This is a genomic window from Vibrio scophthalmi, from assembly GCF_040869025.1.
GTDB classification, from domain to species: Bacteria; Pseudomonadota; Gammaproteobacteria; order Enterobacterales; family Vibrionaceae; genus Vibrio; species Vibrio scophthalmi.
The window spans coordinates 1097734-1116217 of record NZ_CP134272.1; the positions used below are offsets into that span (position 1 = coordinate 1097734).

The window sequence follows — 18484 nt, forward strand, 5'->3', positions numbered from 1 at the left end:
TAAATAGACAAAACTATTTTCAAATATCAAACATTTAATTAGTTCAACAGGTGAATTTGTCATCCAGTCAATATCTATGCATCGACTTGTTCTATTAATTAAAACTAATCCGGAATTATGACACTTCAAATAAATCGCAATATTATTTACATAAAGTTGAGGAAGATCCCATAAGGAATGAAATGTTGTATTACTGTTAAATTAATTTATATCATTGATTTACAATAACTATTTAAATGTCAGATTTGTAATTTGTTCTACAAGCACTTGAATAGCCAATGATTTATGATTTTCCCGTTTGTTTTCATTAAATAATATCAATAACTTACAAAATGACCGCTATTTGATAGAAATATTAAATAAATAATATAAACAATAAAGCTCGATTTAGACTTTAGTCGCACCATTTAAATAACATTAATATCAACAAAAACAGCAAATCCATATATTTAATGAATTTTTAATCGCAATATATCTATTCGACGAAAGTCGCAACCAAAAGAAATACCATAAAAATAAATGGCAGGGTGAAAGGTACAAAAAACCCAGCAACATGTGCTGGGTTGGCAAAAACAAATCAATTATTCCTTGGCAGTGGATTGATTCGAGTGGTAGTGACCTACGACGTAAACAATGATCAAACCCACATTTTATATGTAAGGCTCTCTTTGTTGCCTAGGCCACCTAGCCAAATAAACATTTCAAATCAGTAAGACACAAGCACAACATTCACTACCCGCCTCTTCTTAGACTAAGAATCGAACAAATATAGTGCCATTTTTACAGCTGAAGTCAGCTTGTTACTCATGGGGAACTCACCCTTACTACACAGTTGTGCAGTATATTTAATTTTATTTTGAGATCAACGTTTATTTTCCACGTGGTCAATAAACTAATCTTAATGAAATCTTAGAGAATTTCTGGTAAAAGTACGCGGTTAGTTAGGGTTGGTAATTACGAATGACCGAAAGAAAACAAGGGCGTCGAAGTGCACAAGACGCTGAGAACACCAAACGACAAATTATGATGGTTGCGGCCGATATGTTTTGTACACTCGGCTATGAAAGAGTGTCGCTGCGCAATATCAGTGAGCAAGCTGGTGTTTCACACAGTTTGATCCGCCACCACTTTGGCAGTAAAGAAAAAATTTGGCATGCCATTAGTGATGAACTGCATAAGTTTATGGGTAGTTATCTACATACCATCATCGATAACCTACCGAATCAAGCACCCGCTAATGAACGGCTTTATCTGTTTTCAGTTCGTTTACTCGCACATATGTTGATGTTTAAACAACCAATACAGCTCATCGCTGATGCCGTGCGTCAAGAAGATGCCTTATTTGACTACTTTATCGACCGTTCTGGCCAATTAGAAGCGCTGGTGAATAATATGGCCGAAGAATACAACCATTCGTTCCCGGAAACGCCGGTGAAAGTATGGGAAATAAAGTGGCAAATGATCATGTATGCGCATGGGGCTGCCAGCCTAACACCTTTTTTAAGTGAAACTTGGTCAGATGAAACTGATGACATCAATCAATGCCTACTCAATCACTGGCAGATGTTTAATCAAATCACCGCCACGCGCTTCCAAATCGCACCAGATAAGCGCTTAAACCCTGTAAGTGTCGCTGATTTGATTTACCCAACTGAATGCTTCGATCCTGCACAAGTGATCAAGGGTTGCGACAGGCAAGAGAACAGTACTGATAGCGGCGAAGAATAGCGTATCTAATCAAAATCAGTTCAACTGACGTAAACAATACTTCAAACACAAAAAAACGGCCTCGTATTGACGAGGCCGTTTGGTTTATCTCATGACTACCTAGTTTAACGCTTCTAGCGACGTTTACCGCGCCCAGAATGAATATTCATCTTTGCCTTCATTCGACGCTTTTCTGATGAACGGCTATTACGGCGTGATGGATGCTCTGGTTCAAGATCTTCAATTAAGCTAGGCTCATAGCCCTCAAGCCACTCTTGCGGTAATTTTTTGTCTAACAGGCGTTCAATTGCCTCTAGCAAGTACTCTTCATCTCGGCTCATCAGTGATACAGCCAAACCTTTCTTACCCGCACGCCCGGTGCGACCAATACGATGGATGTAATCTTCCGCTTTGAACGGCATATCGAAGTTGATCACTTGTTCAAGTTGATTGATGTCCAAACCACGTGCCGCGACATCTGTCGCGATTAACGCGCGCACTTTACCAGCTTTAAAATCATCAAGTGCTTTTTGGCGCGCGCCTTGGCTCTTATCACCATTGATAGAAGCGGCTTTAATACCATCAAGCTTAAGCTCTTTGGCAAGCGCATCACTGCCCTGTTTTGTTTTGGTAAACACAAGTACTTGTTGCCAATTACGCGAACCAATCAAGTAGGCCAACAGTTCTGACTTACGCTTTTTATCAACAGGGTGAACCATTTGCTCTACCGTGTCGGCAGTACTGTTCTGCGCTGCGATCTGCACTTCTACAGGACTATTTAGCATTTTATAAGCAAGATCTTTGATTTTTTTATCGAACGTCGCCGAGAAAAACAACGTTTGACGGTCGGAGCTCATCTTGCCCAAAATACGCTTCAAGTCAGGCCAAAAACCCATATCAAGCATGCGGTCTGCTTCATCTAGGACTAATGTTTGTGTACGCTGCAATGAAACATTTTTACAGTGCATGTGATCAAGTAGACGACCCGGGGTGGCGATAAGAATGTCACAGCCTTGATGTAGGTTTCTTGTTTGCACATTCATACTGGTACCGCCGTACGCTGTCACTATTTTTAGCGACGTGTTAACAGCGTATGCCGTAAGATTATCGAAGACTTGTTGAGCAAGCTCTCGAGTTGGTACCAATACTAACGCAGAGACATCATTGCGTTGTGGATCACGTGAATAATCTTGATTGCTTAAGCGCTGAATGATCGGCAAACCGAACGCCGCTGTTTTGCCCGTACCGGTTTGCGCCCCCGCTAAGACATCTTTGCCTTCGAGAACTGGAGGGATCGCGTGAAGCTGAACTTCCGTAGGAGAGTTAAAGCCTAATTGGCTGACGGTTTCAACAAGAGTTGGCTCAAGGCCCAAATTCGCAAATGGTTGTGACATATTTCTGCTACTCAATCAATTAACGGCAGCGATTCTATACTCAAGCGCCCTACTGTGACTAGTTTTCAGCTGAGAAATCTTGGCTAGCAAGCAATAGTTTGGGATAAAACTCAGCAAACAGTTGCTGCAGATCGTCGTAGTGCCGCTGCAAATAGGGATAGCATTGCGTCAATGGCGCCATTGTTGATCTTCTTTCCGACATCCGCTTCAGAGCAAATTCAATATTCTCCAAATCTCGGTAGGACTCTAACCATCGTCCACGCCACATGTTCTCACTTACCAATGCGAAACGCTCTGGTAGGTGTGTCACGCTCGTTTCTTTTACGATCGTTTCTGATCGCTGACAAAACAGGTCTAAGGGCTGAGCATGATAACGAGCCCAATGGGTCGCTAAGCAATGATCCCAAAAGACATCCAATGCAATACCGGAATATCGTCGTGGCCCTTGCGGAAAAAACTGTTTCGCTCGCTGCATAATCACCGCACTGTCGGTATAGCTATCAACAAATCGATGCAGTCGTATACCAGCGGCAATCTCAGGCGTGTAATCTCGGCTCGGATCCCCTTTGACAAAATCACCTAATAGATTGCCGAGTAAACTCGAACGACAGTGGTGCGCAATATGGAGATGAGCAAGAAAATTCATAACTATTCGCTTTTTTTCAGGACATATTGATAAAAGCACAAAGCCAGCGCATTTGCACTGGCTTATCGGGGAGAATCACGTCACTCAAAGCGTCGGATTTGTATGGGGTCGTTACTAAAGTAACTCGTCCGCTGTTTGTTCGAAGTCTTGCTCGTAATTTGATAAATCAATACCAATTTCAATTGCGTCGAGCAGCTCTAAGCTTTCTTCGTTAAATGTTTGGTCACTCATGTCGACCTCCTTCTTTAATTATTAGCTTAAGTACACTGGGCACTCAGCCGTTCCTTTGTAACGACTTTATATGACAGAGGCATGAAAGGCAAAAGCGCTTTGAGTGATAACTTTGCACCATCGCACAGGCAAACGTTTAAATTCGCTACAACCCATACCTGTAAATTAATATATACAACAATGGAATTATATCTGTACAACCCACTTGACGTTTAGCTAAATAGCCTACAAAATGCCAATTAGTAGAGTGAATAAGTCTATATAACTGTTCCTCACTGGGTAGTTTACTACTCAAGCAGTCACTAACGTAAAGAATATTATACAGATGAGTAAATCAAAGGTTTTAGGTAGTACTTTGATTATTGCCGGTACTACAATTGGCGCAGGGATGCTAGCTCTGCCACTCGCCTCGGCAGGCATAGGGTTTTCAACTTCACTGACCATCATGGCTGCATTGTGGGCTCTAATGGCGTACACCGCGTTGATCATGGTTGAGCTCCACCAGCACGCAAGCAGCGATGCAACACTGCATACACTCGCAAAACAGATCTTAGGTAAAAAAGGCAAATACCTTGCCAGTTTTGCCATGCTATTCTTATTTTATTCTTTGTGTGCTGCCTATATTGCTGGTGGCGGATCACAATTCAATCAACGTTTAGATCAGTGGTTTGACCTAAAATTATCAGCAGCCAGTGGCACGGTGATCTTCACCTTACTCGTCGCCTCAATTGTGGTTATCGGTACTGCGACCGTCGATAAAGTAAACCGAGTGCTGTTCACTCTGAAACTGGTCGCCATGGCAACCGTTTTGCTATTCCTTGCCCCGAATGTCACTCAATCTTATCTGCTCAGCATGCCGATTCAGCAAGGTTTAATTGTCGCAGCGATTCCCGTTATTTTTACCTCATTCGGCTTTCATGGCAGTATTCCGGCGATCGTTCGTTACCTCGATGGTGATACTCCCGCACTGAAAAAAGCCATTGTGATTGGCTCTGCGATCCCGCTTGTGATCTACATTTTTTGGCAGCTAGTGACCCTTGGCGTCGTCAGTCAGTCAGAATTAGTCGACAACCAAGGTTTAGCCGCACTTATTTCAACGTTGTCTGCAACCGTTCAGCAAAATAACATTGCCAACATCATCGGTCTGTTTGCCGACCTCGCGCTGCTTACTTCATTTTTAGGTGTCAGCTTAGGTCTGTTTGAATTTCTTGGCGACAGCATCAACAAAAAGAAAAACTCTCGAGTGCTTACCGGCGTAGTCACTTTTACACCACCAATGTGTTTTGCACTTTTCTATCCGCAAGGGTTCATTATGGCACTTGGTTATGCGGCAATCGCCTTAGCAATATTAGCGATATTCCTGCCGGTTGTGATGATTCATAAAGTTCGTCGTACTGAACACAATGCGCCCTACCAAGTCGGTGGTGGTAATCTTGGCTTGATGGTCTGTACTGGCGCGGGTGTGATGATTGTGTCAGCCCAAATCCTAATCACCATCGGAATCCTGCCCGCACTAGGTTGATTCTCCAATGAATCACACCAACTTATTGAACCGCTTGTAGCACTAACTGCCTATGCTATCTGGTTGCTCAATAAGCACTTAAAATAGAAGGCTTAGCGATACACTAAGCCTTTTATTTAATGCCATCGCGTAGCCAAATTTGATACAACTATCCCCTGCTTCACCTCCTCTCATGCTCCTCGCTATTTTATTTACTCCCTTTGTCCAAAGATCTGTTTAAGGCCGCATCCATGCCTTTCTCGGCACAATCAGTAAGAATCATGTACCATTTAACTATCATATATTGAATACCATGGGTTGCTCGATGGAAGCAGAACTTTTAGAAATCAAACATTTCTTAGCGCAACACCCTCCGTTTGACGAACTCGAAGATGACGTTTTAAGTTACATCTGTCGCCACGTTGAAATTGCTTATTATCGCGAAGATACACCGATCATTCATTTCGGTGACCATATACATGACCTTTATATGGTGCGCAGCGGTATTGTTGAGGTCTATCGTCGTAAAGGTGAGTTATATAATCGGCTAGATGAAGGGGCGTTATTTGGCCAAATGGGGCTATTAACCAATAATAAAGTCCGCTTTCCTGCCAAAGCGATTAAAGACACTCTGATTTACTGTATTCCAGAGGCAGTCTTTCAAGAGCTCTATGATCACCATGAAAGCTTTGCTGACTTTGTCGAAGTTGAGCATAACACCCGCTTAAGGCAAGCCGTTTCCTCGTCTCATAACGACAACGATCTCACGACATCTAAAGTACGCACATTGCTTACAGCGGCCCCACCTTTTGTACACACAAGCGAAAGCATTCAAAACGCCGCGATAAAAATGGCAGAAGAGAATGTTTCTTCTTTGTTGATTATCGATCCGGACATTGCGCAAAATGATGACGACGATGGTTCTGGCCTAGTCGGTATTATTACCGATCGGGATCTTTGTACCCGCGTATTGGCACAAGGCCTAAACCCTCACGACGCAGTCGCTTCAGTGATGACCACCGAAGTTATTTCACTAGACCACAATGCGTATGTCTATGAAGCGATGCTCACCATGTTGCGTTACAATGTGCATCATCTCCCTGTGCTTAAAGATCGCCAACCAATCGGTATTATCGAAACCACCGATATCGTCCGCTATGAATCGCAGAACTCACTGTTACTCGTTAGCAGCATTTTTCAACAACAAAGCATTGACGATCTCGCGGTACTATCGGAACAAGTCAAAGACAGTTTTGTTCGCTTGGTCAATGAAGATGCCAATTCACATATGGTTGGCAGTGCAATGTCGGTCATTGGCCGCAGCTTCAAACAGCGTATTGTCGAATTAGCCGAAGAGCAACTTGGGTTAGCCCCCATCCCTTATTGCTTCCTTGCGCTTGGCTCTATGGGACGTGACGAACAACTTTTGGTAACCGACCAAGATAATGCGATCATCCTTGATAATAGCTATAACCCCGCCGAACATGGTGACTACTTCGCCAACATGGCAACCTTAGTGTGTGATGGCCTAGCAAAATGCGGCTATACCTATTGCACTGGCGATATTATGGCAACCAATCCAGAGTGGCGCATGACGCGGAGCGAATGGGAAGAGTGCTTTGCCGATTGGATTGACAATCCAAATCCAAAAGCCTTACTCAATGCATCGATTTTTTTCGATCTAGATGGTGTCTACGGCCGGCTGAAATGGGCTGAACAACTCAATGGTTTTATTGTTAGAAGAGCACGTAAAAACAACCGTTTTCTCGCTTGTTTAGCCCGAAATGCACTGAATCGAACGCCACCATTAGGATTTTTCAAAGATTTTGTAGTGGAAAAAGATGGCCAGCATAAAAACTCCATTAACCTAAAAAGACGTGGCACCGCACCACTGGCTGATCTGGTTCGCGTCCATGCGCTCGCCGTTGGCTCACGGTCGCAAAATTCTTTTGAACGTTTAGACGACATCCACGATGCGGCCATTTTACCCAAAGGAAAGGCACATGCGATACGCGATGCTCTCGAATTTATTTCTATGGTACGTATCCGCCACCAAGCGTTTGACGTGGAAAACAACATTGAGCCAGATAACAACATTGAGCCCGAAAATCTGTCTGAATTTGAGCGCCGTAATTTGAAAGATGCATTCCAAGTCTTAAGCAACGCGCAAAATTTCTTAAAATTCCGCTATCAAGGCAATAGCGCTTTAAAGTGAGGACATCATGCTAAAAAAACTCACTCAGGCGCCGATGATCAATTGGCAGCAAAAATACGCGCACAAAGCAGAGCTATGCCAAAATGAAATACTCCAGCGCTTCTATCAACAAGCGTTACCGCCGGCCAACACACCAATAGAGCAAGTTAAGTTCCTCGCAATGGACTTTGAAACGACAGGTTTGAACCCTGATAGCGACGACATTATCACTATTGGAACCGTGCCATTTGATCTAAATCGAATCTATCTTAACCAAGCCAAACATTGGACGATTAAGCCACGTAAGCAACTTGAGGAAGAGTCAATTGTGATTCATGGGATCACTCACAGTGATCTCATTGACGCTCCAGACTTGAGTGATGTTTTCGAGGAAGTACTTGAGCAGATGGCAACGAAGGTGATGGTCGTGCATTACAAACGAATTGAGCGAGCGTTTTTTGACCGCGCTTTACGTGATCGAATTACAGAAGGAATTGAATTTCCACTCATTGATACGATGGCAATCGAAGCCAATGTGCAGCGTCGACAAAATGGAGGGTTGTGGAACAAGTTACGCGGCATCACGCCACAATCTGTTCGTTTAGGTCGCTCGCGGACTCGCTATAATTTGCCGCCGTATTCTCCACACCACGCACTCACAGACGCGGTAGCAACGGCAGAGCTACTGCAAGCGCAACTCGCCTACCATTATTCACCCTCAACATTTGTCGGCCAATTGTGGGAGTAATCGACCAACTTGCATTAAATTAAAATCAACAACACAGTGATAATGGTAAAGTTGCATCTACAAAAAGCAGCGCAGTAAAAAGGGACGCAAGCAAGCGTCCCTTTTTACTTAAAGATTTGCGACCAATTGGTCTTAATCTTAGTATTTCTCGGTGCGCATACCCATCACTAAGCTGACGCACATCATCAATAAGACGAAGGTAAACGGCAAGGCCGTTGAAATCGCACCGGCTTGTAAGGCTTGTATCGCCTCGGTACCACCAATCCATAACAAGGCTACGGCGATTGCACCTTCCATAAACGCCCAAAACACACGTTGTAGCACTGGCGCATCTACCTTACCACCGGCGGTAATACTATCGATAACCAGCGAGCCAGAATCTGATGACGTGATAAAGAAAACCAGCACTAAGACGATGGCTATCACTGACAATATGCGGCTATACGGCAATACATCAAACATTTCGAACATCGCTAATGAGATATCTGTCAGCCCTTTGGTGCCAAGAATGCCCACTTGGTTGGCAACTTGATCGATCGCCAGACCACCAAATACGGACATCCACAACATCGTCACTGCTGTCGGCACTAATAAAACCGCAGTAATGAACTCGCGCACTGTTCGGCCACGTGATACGCGTGCGATAAACATACCGACAAATGGTGACCAAGAGATCCACCATGCCCAGTAGAACACAGTCCAACCTTGGAACCATGCCTCATCTTGTCGACCATGGGGATTACTCAACGGGATAAGATTTTCAACATAAGACATAAAGGTGGTAGGAATATTACCGATCGCGACAGCCCAACCAACAAGTGCTACCAAAATGAGCAGAACAAAAGCAACGATCATATTGATATTACTGATCACCTTCACGCCACCATCGATACCACGGATGACCGAAACAACTGCAAGCAACGTTACCACCGTGATAACGACAATTTGCAGCCCTAATCCCGCCGGTATACCAAAGACATGATGGATACCGCTCGCCGCTTGCTGCGCGCCTAAACCCAGAGAGGTCGCAAGACCAAACAGTGTCGCGAGTACCGCCAATATATCAACAACATGACCGGCCCAGCCCCATGCGCGATCGCCTAAAATCGGATAAAAAATAGAACGAATTGAAAGCGGTAACCCCTTGTTATAAGCAAAAAAGGCCAACGACAGCGCCACCACTCCATAGATAGCCCAAGGGTGTAATCCCCAGTGATACATGGTCGCGCCCATCGCCAAGCGAGCTGCTTCAGGTGTATTAGCTTCGACGCCCAGCGGTGTTTCATACCACCCCGTATAATACGCGACAGGTTCTGCAACACTCCAAAACATCAAACCTATACCCATACCCGCCGCAAAGAGCATTGAGAGCCAGGATAGGTACGAATAGTCGGCACTGGCATCAATACCTCCTAAGCGAATACGACCGAATGGACTCACAATCAATACCAAACAGAAGACGACAAAAATATTGCCCGACCAAATGAATAGCCAATCAAAACTGCCGATAATTTTCCACTTCAACCCGTCGAGTGCCGTTTTAGCCGTCTCAGCATCCATCACCAAAGCGGCAACTAAAAACAGCGCAATGAAACCCGCACTAAACCCAAACACTGGGTTGTGAACATCAAAACCCCACTTTTGCACATTATCCTGACCAACTGTGTAATCAGTACTATCTATGCTGTACTTATCGATTCCTTTTGTCATAGTTTCTCTCTAAGTTTTCATTCTATACATCGACATCAACAATCACTTAGAGTTAAAAGGATTATTGGAACGATGAATTTTGATTAATCTCTCAATAGTGTACGCACATTAGTGTGATACGCCAATAACGGCTGGCAAATTAGGCATTATTAATTAAAATAGTAGCCTAAACGATGAATAGTCACTTCGTCTTTTGATCATGACGTAAATTATTCGACCTCAAATCAATTTGTCCTCTAATGTTTATTGAGTAGGGTGATGTTTTCGCTTTCACTTCTATTTACCGCTCTTTTAGGGTATGTTCATCAGCGTAAAAGACTAGGTTTTAAGGGTTTATCTTGGAAAAGCACGAAGAAGTTCTTGTGTCGTTAAGACAAATTATCCGCGCGATTGATTTACACTCAAAAAAGCTGAGTAAAGAGTCAGGTTTGACCGCCCCACAGTTGATTTTGATGCGTTCAATACGAGATCTCGGGGAAGTCACGATCAAGCAGCTTTCTAACCACACCAACATGAGCCAGGCCACTGCAACCATTATTCTTGATCGCTTGCAACGCAACGGCCTAATCGAACGTAAACGCAGTGAAACCGATAAGCGTAAAGTGCATGCTGTATTGACCGAGCAAGGTAAAGAGCGTTTAGAGCAAGCCCCAATGCCTTTACAACAGAGCTTCATCAACAAATACCAACAGCTCGAAGAGTGGGAACAAACATTGTTGCTTTCTTCAGTACAACGATTATCAATGATGATGAATGCGGAAGATATCGATGTCGCCCCCGTTCTGGAGCTCGGTAGCATCACGAAAACCGATTGATCCCACTTCTTCGCAAATGGAGCTTACGCCCTCGAGGTAAGCTCCATTTGTTAGCAACTCGCTTGTTATCTATATTGTCCCCTTTAGGAAACTCGGAGCACAGAGTGAAAAGCCCTTGTATTGCAGCTTGTAAGAACAACGCAGGAATTTGTAGTGGTTGCCATCGCACGATGGAAGAAATCAGCCAATGGCGCCATTTCGACGAAACACAGCAGCAAGTGATCATGGATCATTTAAGCGGCAGCCAAACGACACACGATTGCCCAACGTGCGCCAAGCCCACCCATTGCGATATTGCCGCTGGAAAAACGGATTGTTGGTGCTTTACGATTGAAAAGCGCGACCTGTCAAACACAGTAAAGCAGTCTCAATGCCTGTGTCGTCAGTGCTTATCGGAACACCCCGTTGCTTAGCTGAATTTGCATTAGTTTTTTTAATCCAAATGATAGATTTTTATCTTGCTGAAAATCATACATTTCCATTGATAACAAGTCAGACAAACACTAATATCTCGCCGCTGTTAATTCCCTTATACATTTTTTAATTAGCTGAGCTATCGCTCCGTTAAGGGTTGTTGTACTTTTTTTAAGGTAACTTGCGGATGTCTGCTACTTCACCAATCTTCAAATTCACGTTTCTTGTTGCGATCTTGACCGCTGTCGGTCAAATGACGCAAACAATGTACGTTCCATCTATTGGTCAGATGGCGAATGAATTTTTGGTTTCCCCGGCGAGTCTTCAAGCTGTCATGGCTTGTTATTTGATTCCTTACGGATTATCTCAGTTTGTCTATGGTCCACTGTCTGATCGTATCGGCCGTAAGCCTATTATCTTAGGCGGTTTGGCGATCTACATTGTGGGAACATTGGTGGCGCTATTTGCTCACAACTTCGAACTGTTTCTCGCTGGAAGCTTTATTCAAGGCTTGGGTATCGGTTGTGGTGGTGCAATGTCTCGCACATTAACCCGCGACTGTTATTCCGGAGCAGAACTTCATCGAGTTAACAGCCTGATCAGCATGTGCGTGATTTTTTCACCACTGATGGCACCGGTACTTGGCGGCGTATTAACAGAAATGTTTGGCTGGCGTTCAAGCTATTTGTTCTTAGCTCTATTTGGCATCGCGGTTGTCATTACAATGGCCACCAGCTTCACTGAAACATTACCTCAAGAGAAGCGTCGTTATGAAAAAGTCTCCAATAGCTATAAGTACGTGTTATCAAACAAACGTTTTCAAGGTTATTTGATCTGCCTTGTCGCCACGTTCTCTGGTGTCGCTATTTTTGAAGCGGCTGCAGGTGTGTTATTGGCCGGTGTGCTGAAACTGCCAGCCACCACTGTTAGCTTGCTATTTGTGTTACCTATTCCGGGTTACTTGGTGGGTGCAGGCTTGTCTAGCCTCATTGCAGCGCGTCGTTCAGAGCGTGCGGCACTTAATTTTGGTTTATTCGCGATCACCGTCGGTTCAATTATCGTATTAGTTCCCGGCTTATTTGGCCAAACCACCGCATTAACACTGATTGGTGGTGCGACGATCTACTTCCTTGGTTCTGGTATTTTATTTCCAGCGGCGACCACTGGCGCACTGTCACCGCTCCCTTATCACGCGGGTACAGGTGGTGCGGTACTGGGTGGAATGCAAAACCTTGGTGCGGGCCTAGCGACATTATGCGCCTCTTTGATCCCAGCACCGAACCAATTACCTTTAGGGGTATTGATGCTCGCGATGTCTCTATTGGCGATGATTGGCCTTGCTCGCGTCAACAAACGCCAAGATCCGTCTAACGAAATGCCACTGGCGGTTTAATTCTCGTCGAGCCTCTTTCGTTTTTCAAAGTGATACGCATAAAAAGGAGCCTGAGGCTCCTTTTTTATCAAAACTGGGATTTTATTATGCTAATCATGGGCAATCTTAGCTTAATGCGACACCTTCAAATTTAATTCCAGACCAACCGTGGGCAATGAAATTACGGATATTTTGGTGATCTTCCCCATCAGGATTACCCAAAACATCATTGCGGTAATAACCCCCAAAGAGTGCCAACGTTTGTTGCTCGGTGAGTTGGTGTTTCTGCGCAAATGCAAAAATTTTACACGAGCCATTATTTTCACCAGCGGGGTTACGCGCGGTACCATTACTAAACGAAGTTGGAGTAAATTGGTATTGGCTATCGATCACGGCCATAGTTTGCTCAAATTCAATCGCGCTTGGGGTTGCTTTAAGCAACTCTAAAAAGTTATTCAATTCCATATGTTCACATCTAATCGTCGTGTTTATTTGAAAGCCAAGTTTACGGCAATCTTTGCGCTCAAGCTATCTCTACGCGGATCACAATAAAGACTCTCCACGATTTCTGCGATACTGTCTCGGAGTTTGATGACTCCACACTTTAAACCTGGCACTGAAATTAGATAGAATCGGATACCCCACCAGCTCACCGATATGTTGCACCGCCCAGTCTGTCGACAATAACAAACGTGACGCATATTCCATGCGCCTTCTCATCAAATGATTCATCGGGCTATGGCCAAAGTGCTGTTTACATAAGCGGTGAAAATGAGGTGGTGAACAGGGAAAAAGAGCGGCTAGCTGCTCAACATCCCAATCTTTATGCAGTTGTCGCTGCGCTTCATCAAAGACGCGTTTCAAGCGAAGTTGCTTACTGCTCATTTCATGATCCAGTGACGCTTTCACTAAAGTCGCCAATTGAGCACTGGTCGCTTCGACGATGTCACCACTGATTGCTATTGGTGTCATTCTCGCACGTAACAGTAATAATATCGCCGCATAAATCGCCTCTGTGACAGAGCTCAAATAGCACTCAACTTGTTGATGAACTAAATCTTGCCAACTTTTATTGGGTTCAAGAAACACCCAAGCGATCCGCCACTCCTCCTCTTCAATACCAAACGTATTTGGTATTCCCGCTGGAACGATGGTTAATGACCCTGGTTCTAATTGATACCTCTGCTCATGACTTTCAAGCCACCCTTTGCCTTTTACAGTGTAAAGCAGCATATGTTTATGCATATTTGTGCGAGCGATAGTGAACAATTCCCAGCAATGCGCAATTCCACATTGGATAAATCCATGTCGTTCAAGTTCAAGCACATGATGATAGTCAATGAACTCATGCTCTGTTTTCGCAGAAATCGATGCGCACTCTTGCATATTATTCATGTTGATAGTTCCGCATAACAAATGGATACTTAAAGAAAATACGTAATTCATCGCAGCAGATAAACTAAATCCGTCACTTAGTCGAGGGTAATGCGATGATAGCCACAACTCCAGATAGAACCTTCTTTCAAAACCTAATTAAAATCGGATTACCGGTCTCTTTGCAGTCAATGCTATTTTCATTATTGGGGGTCACAGACATCCTGATGGTAAGCCAGTTGGGAGAAGCAGCAACCGCAGCAGTTGGCGTTGGTAACCGGATCTTCTTCTTCAATTTGATCGTGGTCTGTGGCGTGAGTGGAGCGGTAAGTGTGCTAGCCTCACAATATTTTGGCGCGAAGAACATGGATGGCGTAAGAATCACGCTGTTCCAATCTATCTTTGTCGCCATTTTGGTTACTGCGCCTTTTTCGCTTTGGTATATCTTCGATTCAGAACAAGTGGTCTCGATCGTATCAGATAATAGCGACTACATATTTCTTGCTAGTGACTATCTATGGATAACGGCCAGTACGTTGATCTGTACCGCTATTTGCGTTCCACTCGAAGGCGCTTTAAGAGCAATTGGTCAAGCAAAACTACCCACTCAGGTCAGTATCTATGCCATCCTGCTCAATTTAATACTCAACACATTGCTTATCTTTGGTTTATTTGGATTCCCAGAACTTGGTGTCGTGGGAGCGGCGATCGGTACCAGTGTTTCACGCTTGTTCCAAACATTGTTGCTCAGTTATATCGTCGTTAATCGCTTTCCATGTCTTATCGCCTCAAAAGAGAACATGTTACAGGCAAAAACGTCGACCCATCGCCGTCGTTATTTGAAAATTGGCCTACCGATGATCATTCATGACAGTGCTTGGGCGGGAGGAATTCTGTTCTACAATGTATTGATTGGCCAACTCGGTGTCACAGAACTTGCGATATTTTCACTATTGGCGCCCATTGAAAGTGTAATATTTTCAGCCTTCTTAGGTTTTGCTGTTGCGGCCTCAGTGATCCTCGCCAATGAAATTGGCGCCAATCAATATCAACGCGTTGAACAAACGGCCTGGTGGTATGTATTTATCAGCACATTAGCCGCATTTTCAATTGCTCTGGTATGTTTTGCGGCGAAACCGCTATTGCTCAGTGCTATCTCACTAACGCCGATTTCTGACCCTATTATGGCAACCAACACCTTCATCATCATGCTGTTTGGTATGGGCTTTCGGGTCTTTAATATGGTGGCGATTGGTGGTGTGCTAAAAAGTGGCGGTGATATTAACTACTCCATATTCATCGATCTGTTTGGACAATGGGCAATCGGAATTCCCCTTGCCTACTTTACCGGGATCGTCTTGGGCTGGTCATTAGAATGGGTGATTGCCATTGTCATGCTGGAAGAAATTGCCAAGATTTTCTTATCAACCCAACGTATACGATCTAAAAAATGGATCAATAACTTGGTGCAGGATGAACAGAGTGTAGTAACTAATACAATTGTATAATAAATGTTTATTACGGATTTATAGCTCTGCAATGACATTACTTAGAATTAAATATGCGCCAAAAACAAAACTAGGATATAGAGCTCCACATATCGATTGACATTATCGCACTCAAAAGTTGATACTAAGTACTGAGGAATCCCCTAATGATTTTGATAAAAATCATAAATTTAAGGTAGATGCACATCTTGTCATGTGATCAAATGGTTCTGAGAAAAATCAATAACCAGACAACAAGATGTGCGAACTCGATATTTTACACGACTCTCTTTACCAATTCTGCCCTGAATTGCACTTAAAACGACTCAACAGTTTAACGCTGGCTTGCCACGCATTACTTGAATGTAAAACGCTCACTCTTACCGAACTTGGTCGTAACCTGCCAACGAAAGCCAGAACAAAACATAACATCAAACGAATCGACAGATTGTTAGGTAATCGTCACTTGCACAAAGAGCGACTCGCTGTATACCGTTGGCATGCCAGCTTTATCTGTTCAGGTAATTCGATGCCCATTGTTCTTGTTGACTGGTCTGATATTCGTGAGCAAAAACGGCTTATGGTATTGCGGGCTTCGGTGGCACTACATGGTCGTTCTATTACTCTTTATGAGAAAGCCTTTCCGCTTTCAGAGCAATGTTCAAAGAAGGCTCATGACCAATTTCTAGCCGACCTTGCAAGCATTCTACCGAGTAACACTACACCGCTCATTGTCAGTGATGCTGGCTTTAAAGTGCCATGGTATAAATCCGTTGAAAAGCTAGGTTGGTACTGGTTAAGTCGAGTCAGAGGGAAAGTGCAATATGCAGATTTAGGTGCGGAAAACTGGCAACCTATCAGCAACTTACATAGCATATCCTCAAGTCGCTCAAAGACTTTAGGCTATAAGAGGTTGACTAAGAGCAACCCAATTTCATGTCAAATTGCACTGTATAAATCACGTCCTAAAGGCCGAAAAAATCAGCGTTCGACACGGACTAATTGTCATCATCCGTCACCTAAAATCTACTCCGCTTCGACAAAAGAACCATGGGTTTTAGCGACTAACTTGCCCGTTGAAATCCGAACACCAAAGCAACTTGTTAGGCTCTACTCGAAGCGTATGCAAATTGAAGAAACCTTCCGAGACTTGAAAAGCCCAGCCTACGGTTTAGGCCTCCGTCATAGCCGAACTAGCAGCTCAGAGCGCTTTGATATCATGCTGCTAATCGCCCTAATGCTTCAACTGACATTTTGGCTTGCTGGAGTTCATGGTCAGAAACAAGGTTGGGATAAGCACTTCCAAGCTAACACTGTCAAAAATCGAAATGTACTCTCAACAGTGCGCTTAGGGATGGAAGTTTTGCGGCATTCTGGCTACACAATAACGAGGGAAGACTTGCTCGCGGCTGCAACCCTGCTTGCTCAAAATCTATTCAAACATGGTTGTGCTTTGGGGAAATTATGAGGGGATCCCTCAGTACTAAGTACTGAGGAATCCCCTAATGATTTTGATAAAAATCATAAATTTAAGGTAGATGCACATCTTGTCATGTGATCAAATGGTTCTGAGAAAAATCAATAACCAGACAACAAGATGTGCGAACTCGATATTTTACACGACTCTCTTTACCAATTCTGCCCTGAATTGCACTTAAAACGACTCAACAGTTTAACGCTGGCTTGCCACGCATTACTTGAATGTAAAACGCTCACTCTTACCGAACTTGGTCGTAACCTGCCAACGAAAGCCAGAACAAAACATAACATCAAACGAATCGACAGATTGTTAGGTAATCGTCACTTGCACAAAGAGCGACTCGCTGTATACCGTTGGCATGCCAGCTTTATCTGTTCAGGTAATTCGATGCCCATTGTTCTTGTTGACTGGTCTGATATTCGTGAGCAAAAACGGCTTATGGTATTGCGGGCTTCGGTGGCACTACATGGTCGTTCTATTACTCTTTATGAGAAAGCCTTTCCGCTTTCAGAGCAATGTTCAAAGAAGGCTCATGACCAATTTCTAGCCGACCTTGCAAGCATTCTACCGAGTAACACTACACCGCTCATTGTCAGTGATGCTGGCTTTAAAGTGCCATGGTATAAATCCGTTGAAAAGCTAGGTTGGTACTGGTTAAGTCGAGTCAGAGGGAAAGTGCAATATGCAGATTTAGGTGCGGAAAACTGGCAACCTATCAGCAACTTACATAGCATATCCTCAAGTCGCTCAAAGACTTTAGGCTATAAGAGGTTGACTAAGAGCAACCCAATTTCATGTCAAATTGCACTGTATAAATCACGTCCTAAAGGCCGAAAAAATCAGCGTTCGACACGGACTAATTGTCATCATCCGTCACCTAAAATCTACTCCGCTTCGACAAAAGAACCATGGGTTTTAGCGACTAACTTGCCCGTTGAAATCCGAACACCAAAGCAACTTGTTAGGCTCTACTCGAAGCGTATGCAAATTGAAGAAACCTTCCGAGACTTGAAAAGCCCAGCCTACGGTTTAGGCCTCCGTCATAGCCGAACTAGCAGCTCAGAGCGCTTTGATATCATGCTGCTAATCGCCCTAATGCTTCAACTGACATTTTGGCTTGCTGGAGTTCATGGTCAGAAACAAGGTTGGGATAAGCACTTCCAAGCTAACACTGTCAAAAATCGAAATGTACTCTCAACAGTGCGCTTAGGGATGGAAGTTTTGCGGCATTCTGGCTACACAATAACGAGGGAAGACTTGCTCGCGGCTGCAACCCTGCTTGCTCAAAATCTATTCAAACATGGTTGTGCTTTGGGGAAATTATGAGGGGATCCCTCAGTACTAAGTACTGAGGAATCCCCTAATGATTTTGATAAAAATCATAAATTTAAGGTAGATGCACATCTTGTCA

The 18484-nt window shown here is 43.9% G+C and carries 15 protein-coding genes; 10 read left to right on the forward strand and 5 right to left on the reverse strand.

Annotation, left to right across the window (positions count from 1 at the left end):
* Positions 1-960: 960 nt before the first annotated feature.
* Positions 961-1728 carry a TetR/AcrR family transcriptional regulator gene (locus RJD38_RS19915; protein WP_005599428.1) on the forward strand — a complete coding sequence of 256 codons (768 nt, stop codon included), beginning with the start codon at positions 961-963 and terminating at the stop codon, positions 1726-1728.
* Between the two features lie 113 nt (positions 1729-1841).
* Here RJD38_RS19915 and RJD38_RS19920 read toward each other — a convergent pair whose 3' ends face one another.
* Entirely contained in the window at positions 1842-3101 is a 1260-nt protein-coding gene (locus RJD38_RS19920) for a DEAD/DEAH box helicase (protein WP_065546294.1), read from the reverse strand.
* A 58-nt stretch (positions 3102-3159) separates the two neighbouring features.
* Positions 3160-3747, reverse strand: coding sequence for an ACP phosphodiesterase (locus tag RJD38_RS19925; RefSeq protein ID WP_005599458.1), 588 nt, complete (start codon positions 3745-3747; stop codon positions 3160-3162).
* Between the two features lie 556 nt (positions 3748-4303).
* Here RJD38_RS19925 and RJD38_RS19930 point away from each other — a divergent pair.
* The 3 genes from RJD38_RS19930 (at position 4304) to RJD38_RS19940 (ending at position 8421) form a co-directional block, all read left to right on the forward strand.
* Positions 4304-5500, forward strand: a complete 1197-nt coding sequence (locus RJD38_RS19930; protein ID WP_065546295.1) for an aromatic amino acid transport family protein — start codon at positions 4304-4306, stop codon at positions 5498-5500.
* Positions 5501-5804: 304 nt separating this feature from the next.
* A complete protein-coding gene (locus RJD38_RS19935) occupies positions 5805-7694 on the forward strand; it encodes a DUF294 nucleotidyltransferase-like domain-containing protein (protein WP_005599464.1) in 1890 nt (629 codons plus the stop codon).
* A gap of 7 nt (positions 7695-7701) precedes the next feature.
* Positions 7702-8421 carry a 3'-5' exonuclease gene (locus RJD38_RS19940; protein WP_005599466.1) on the forward strand — a complete coding sequence of 240 codons (720 nt, stop codon included), beginning with the start codon at positions 7702-7704 and terminating at the stop codon, positions 8419-8421.
* A 138-nt stretch (positions 8422-8559) separates the two neighbouring features.
* On the opposite strand, the gene RJD38_RS19945 is transcribed toward RJD38_RS19940, so the two are convergent.
* The gene (locus tag RJD38_RS19945; RefSeq protein ID WP_005599469.1) at positions 8560-10131 is read right to left on the reverse strand and encodes a BCCT family transporter; all 1572 of its coding nucleotides are present in this window, start codon (positions 10129-10131) and stop codon (positions 8560-8562) included.
* A gap of 338 nt (positions 10132-10469) precedes the next feature.
* Here RJD38_RS19945 and RJD38_RS19950 point away from each other — a divergent pair, with 338 nt between their 5' ends.
* The 3 genes from RJD38_RS19950 (at position 10470) to emrD (ending at position 12753) form a co-directional block, all read left to right on the forward strand.
* On the forward strand, positions 10470-10946 hold the full coding sequence (locus tag RJD38_RS19950; protein WP_005599470.1) for a MarR family winged helix-turn-helix transcriptional regulator: 477 nt from the start codon (positions 10470-10472) through the stop codon (positions 10944-10946).
* Between the two features lie 104 nt (positions 10947-11050).
* The gene (locus RJD38_RS19955; RefSeq protein ID WP_083163665.1) at positions 11051-11359 is read left to right on the forward strand and encodes a cysteine-rich CWC family protein; all 309 of its coding nucleotides are present in this window, start codon (positions 11051-11053) and stop codon (positions 11357-11359) included.
* Positions 11360-11547: 188 nt separating this feature from the next.
* A complete protein-coding gene (gene emrD / locus RJD38_RS19960) occupies positions 11548-12753 on the forward strand; it encodes a multidrug efflux MFS transporter EmrD (protein ID WP_005599472.1) in 1206 nt (401 codons plus the stop codon).
* Positions 12754-12858: 105 nt separating this feature from the next.
* Here emrD and RJD38_RS19965 read toward each other — a convergent pair whose 3' ends face one another.
* On the reverse strand, positions 12859-13197 hold the full coding sequence (locus RJD38_RS19965; protein ID WP_009386340.1) for a HopJ type III effector protein: 339 nt from the start codon (positions 13195-13197) through the stop codon (positions 12859-12861).
* A gap of 78 nt (positions 13198-13275) precedes the next feature.
* The gene (locus RJD38_RS19970; RefSeq protein WP_065546296.1) at positions 13276-14127 is read right to left on the reverse strand and encodes an AraC family transcriptional regulator; all 852 of its coding nucleotides are present in this window, start codon (positions 14125-14127) and stop codon (positions 13276-13278) included.
* A gap of 95 nt (positions 14128-14222) precedes the next feature.
* Between RJD38_RS19970 and RJD38_RS19975 the strand changes: the two genes are divergently transcribed.
* The 3 genes from RJD38_RS19975 to RJD38_RS19985 all read left to right on the forward strand — a co-directional run bounded on the left by RJD38_RS19975 (position 14223) and on the right by RJD38_RS19985 (position 18399).
* On the forward strand, positions 14223-15614 hold the full coding sequence (locus RJD38_RS19975) for an MATE family efflux transporter (protein WP_065546297.1): 1392 nt from the start codon (positions 14223-14225) through the stop codon (positions 15612-15614).
* Positions 15615-15852: 238 nt separating this feature from the next.
* Positions 15853-17061: an IS4 family transposase gene (locus RJD38_RS19980; RefSeq protein WP_032073033.1), complete on the forward strand. Its 1209-nt coding sequence runs from the start codon at positions 15853-15855 to the stop codon at positions 17059-17061.
* 129 nt (positions 17062-17190) lie between these two features.
* Positions 17191-18399 carry an IS4 family transposase gene (locus RJD38_RS19985; protein WP_032073033.1) on the forward strand — a complete coding sequence of 403 codons (1209 nt, stop codon included), beginning with the start codon at positions 17191-17193 and terminating at the stop codon, positions 18397-18399.
* The last annotated feature ends 85 nt before the right edge of the window (positions 18400-18484 follow it).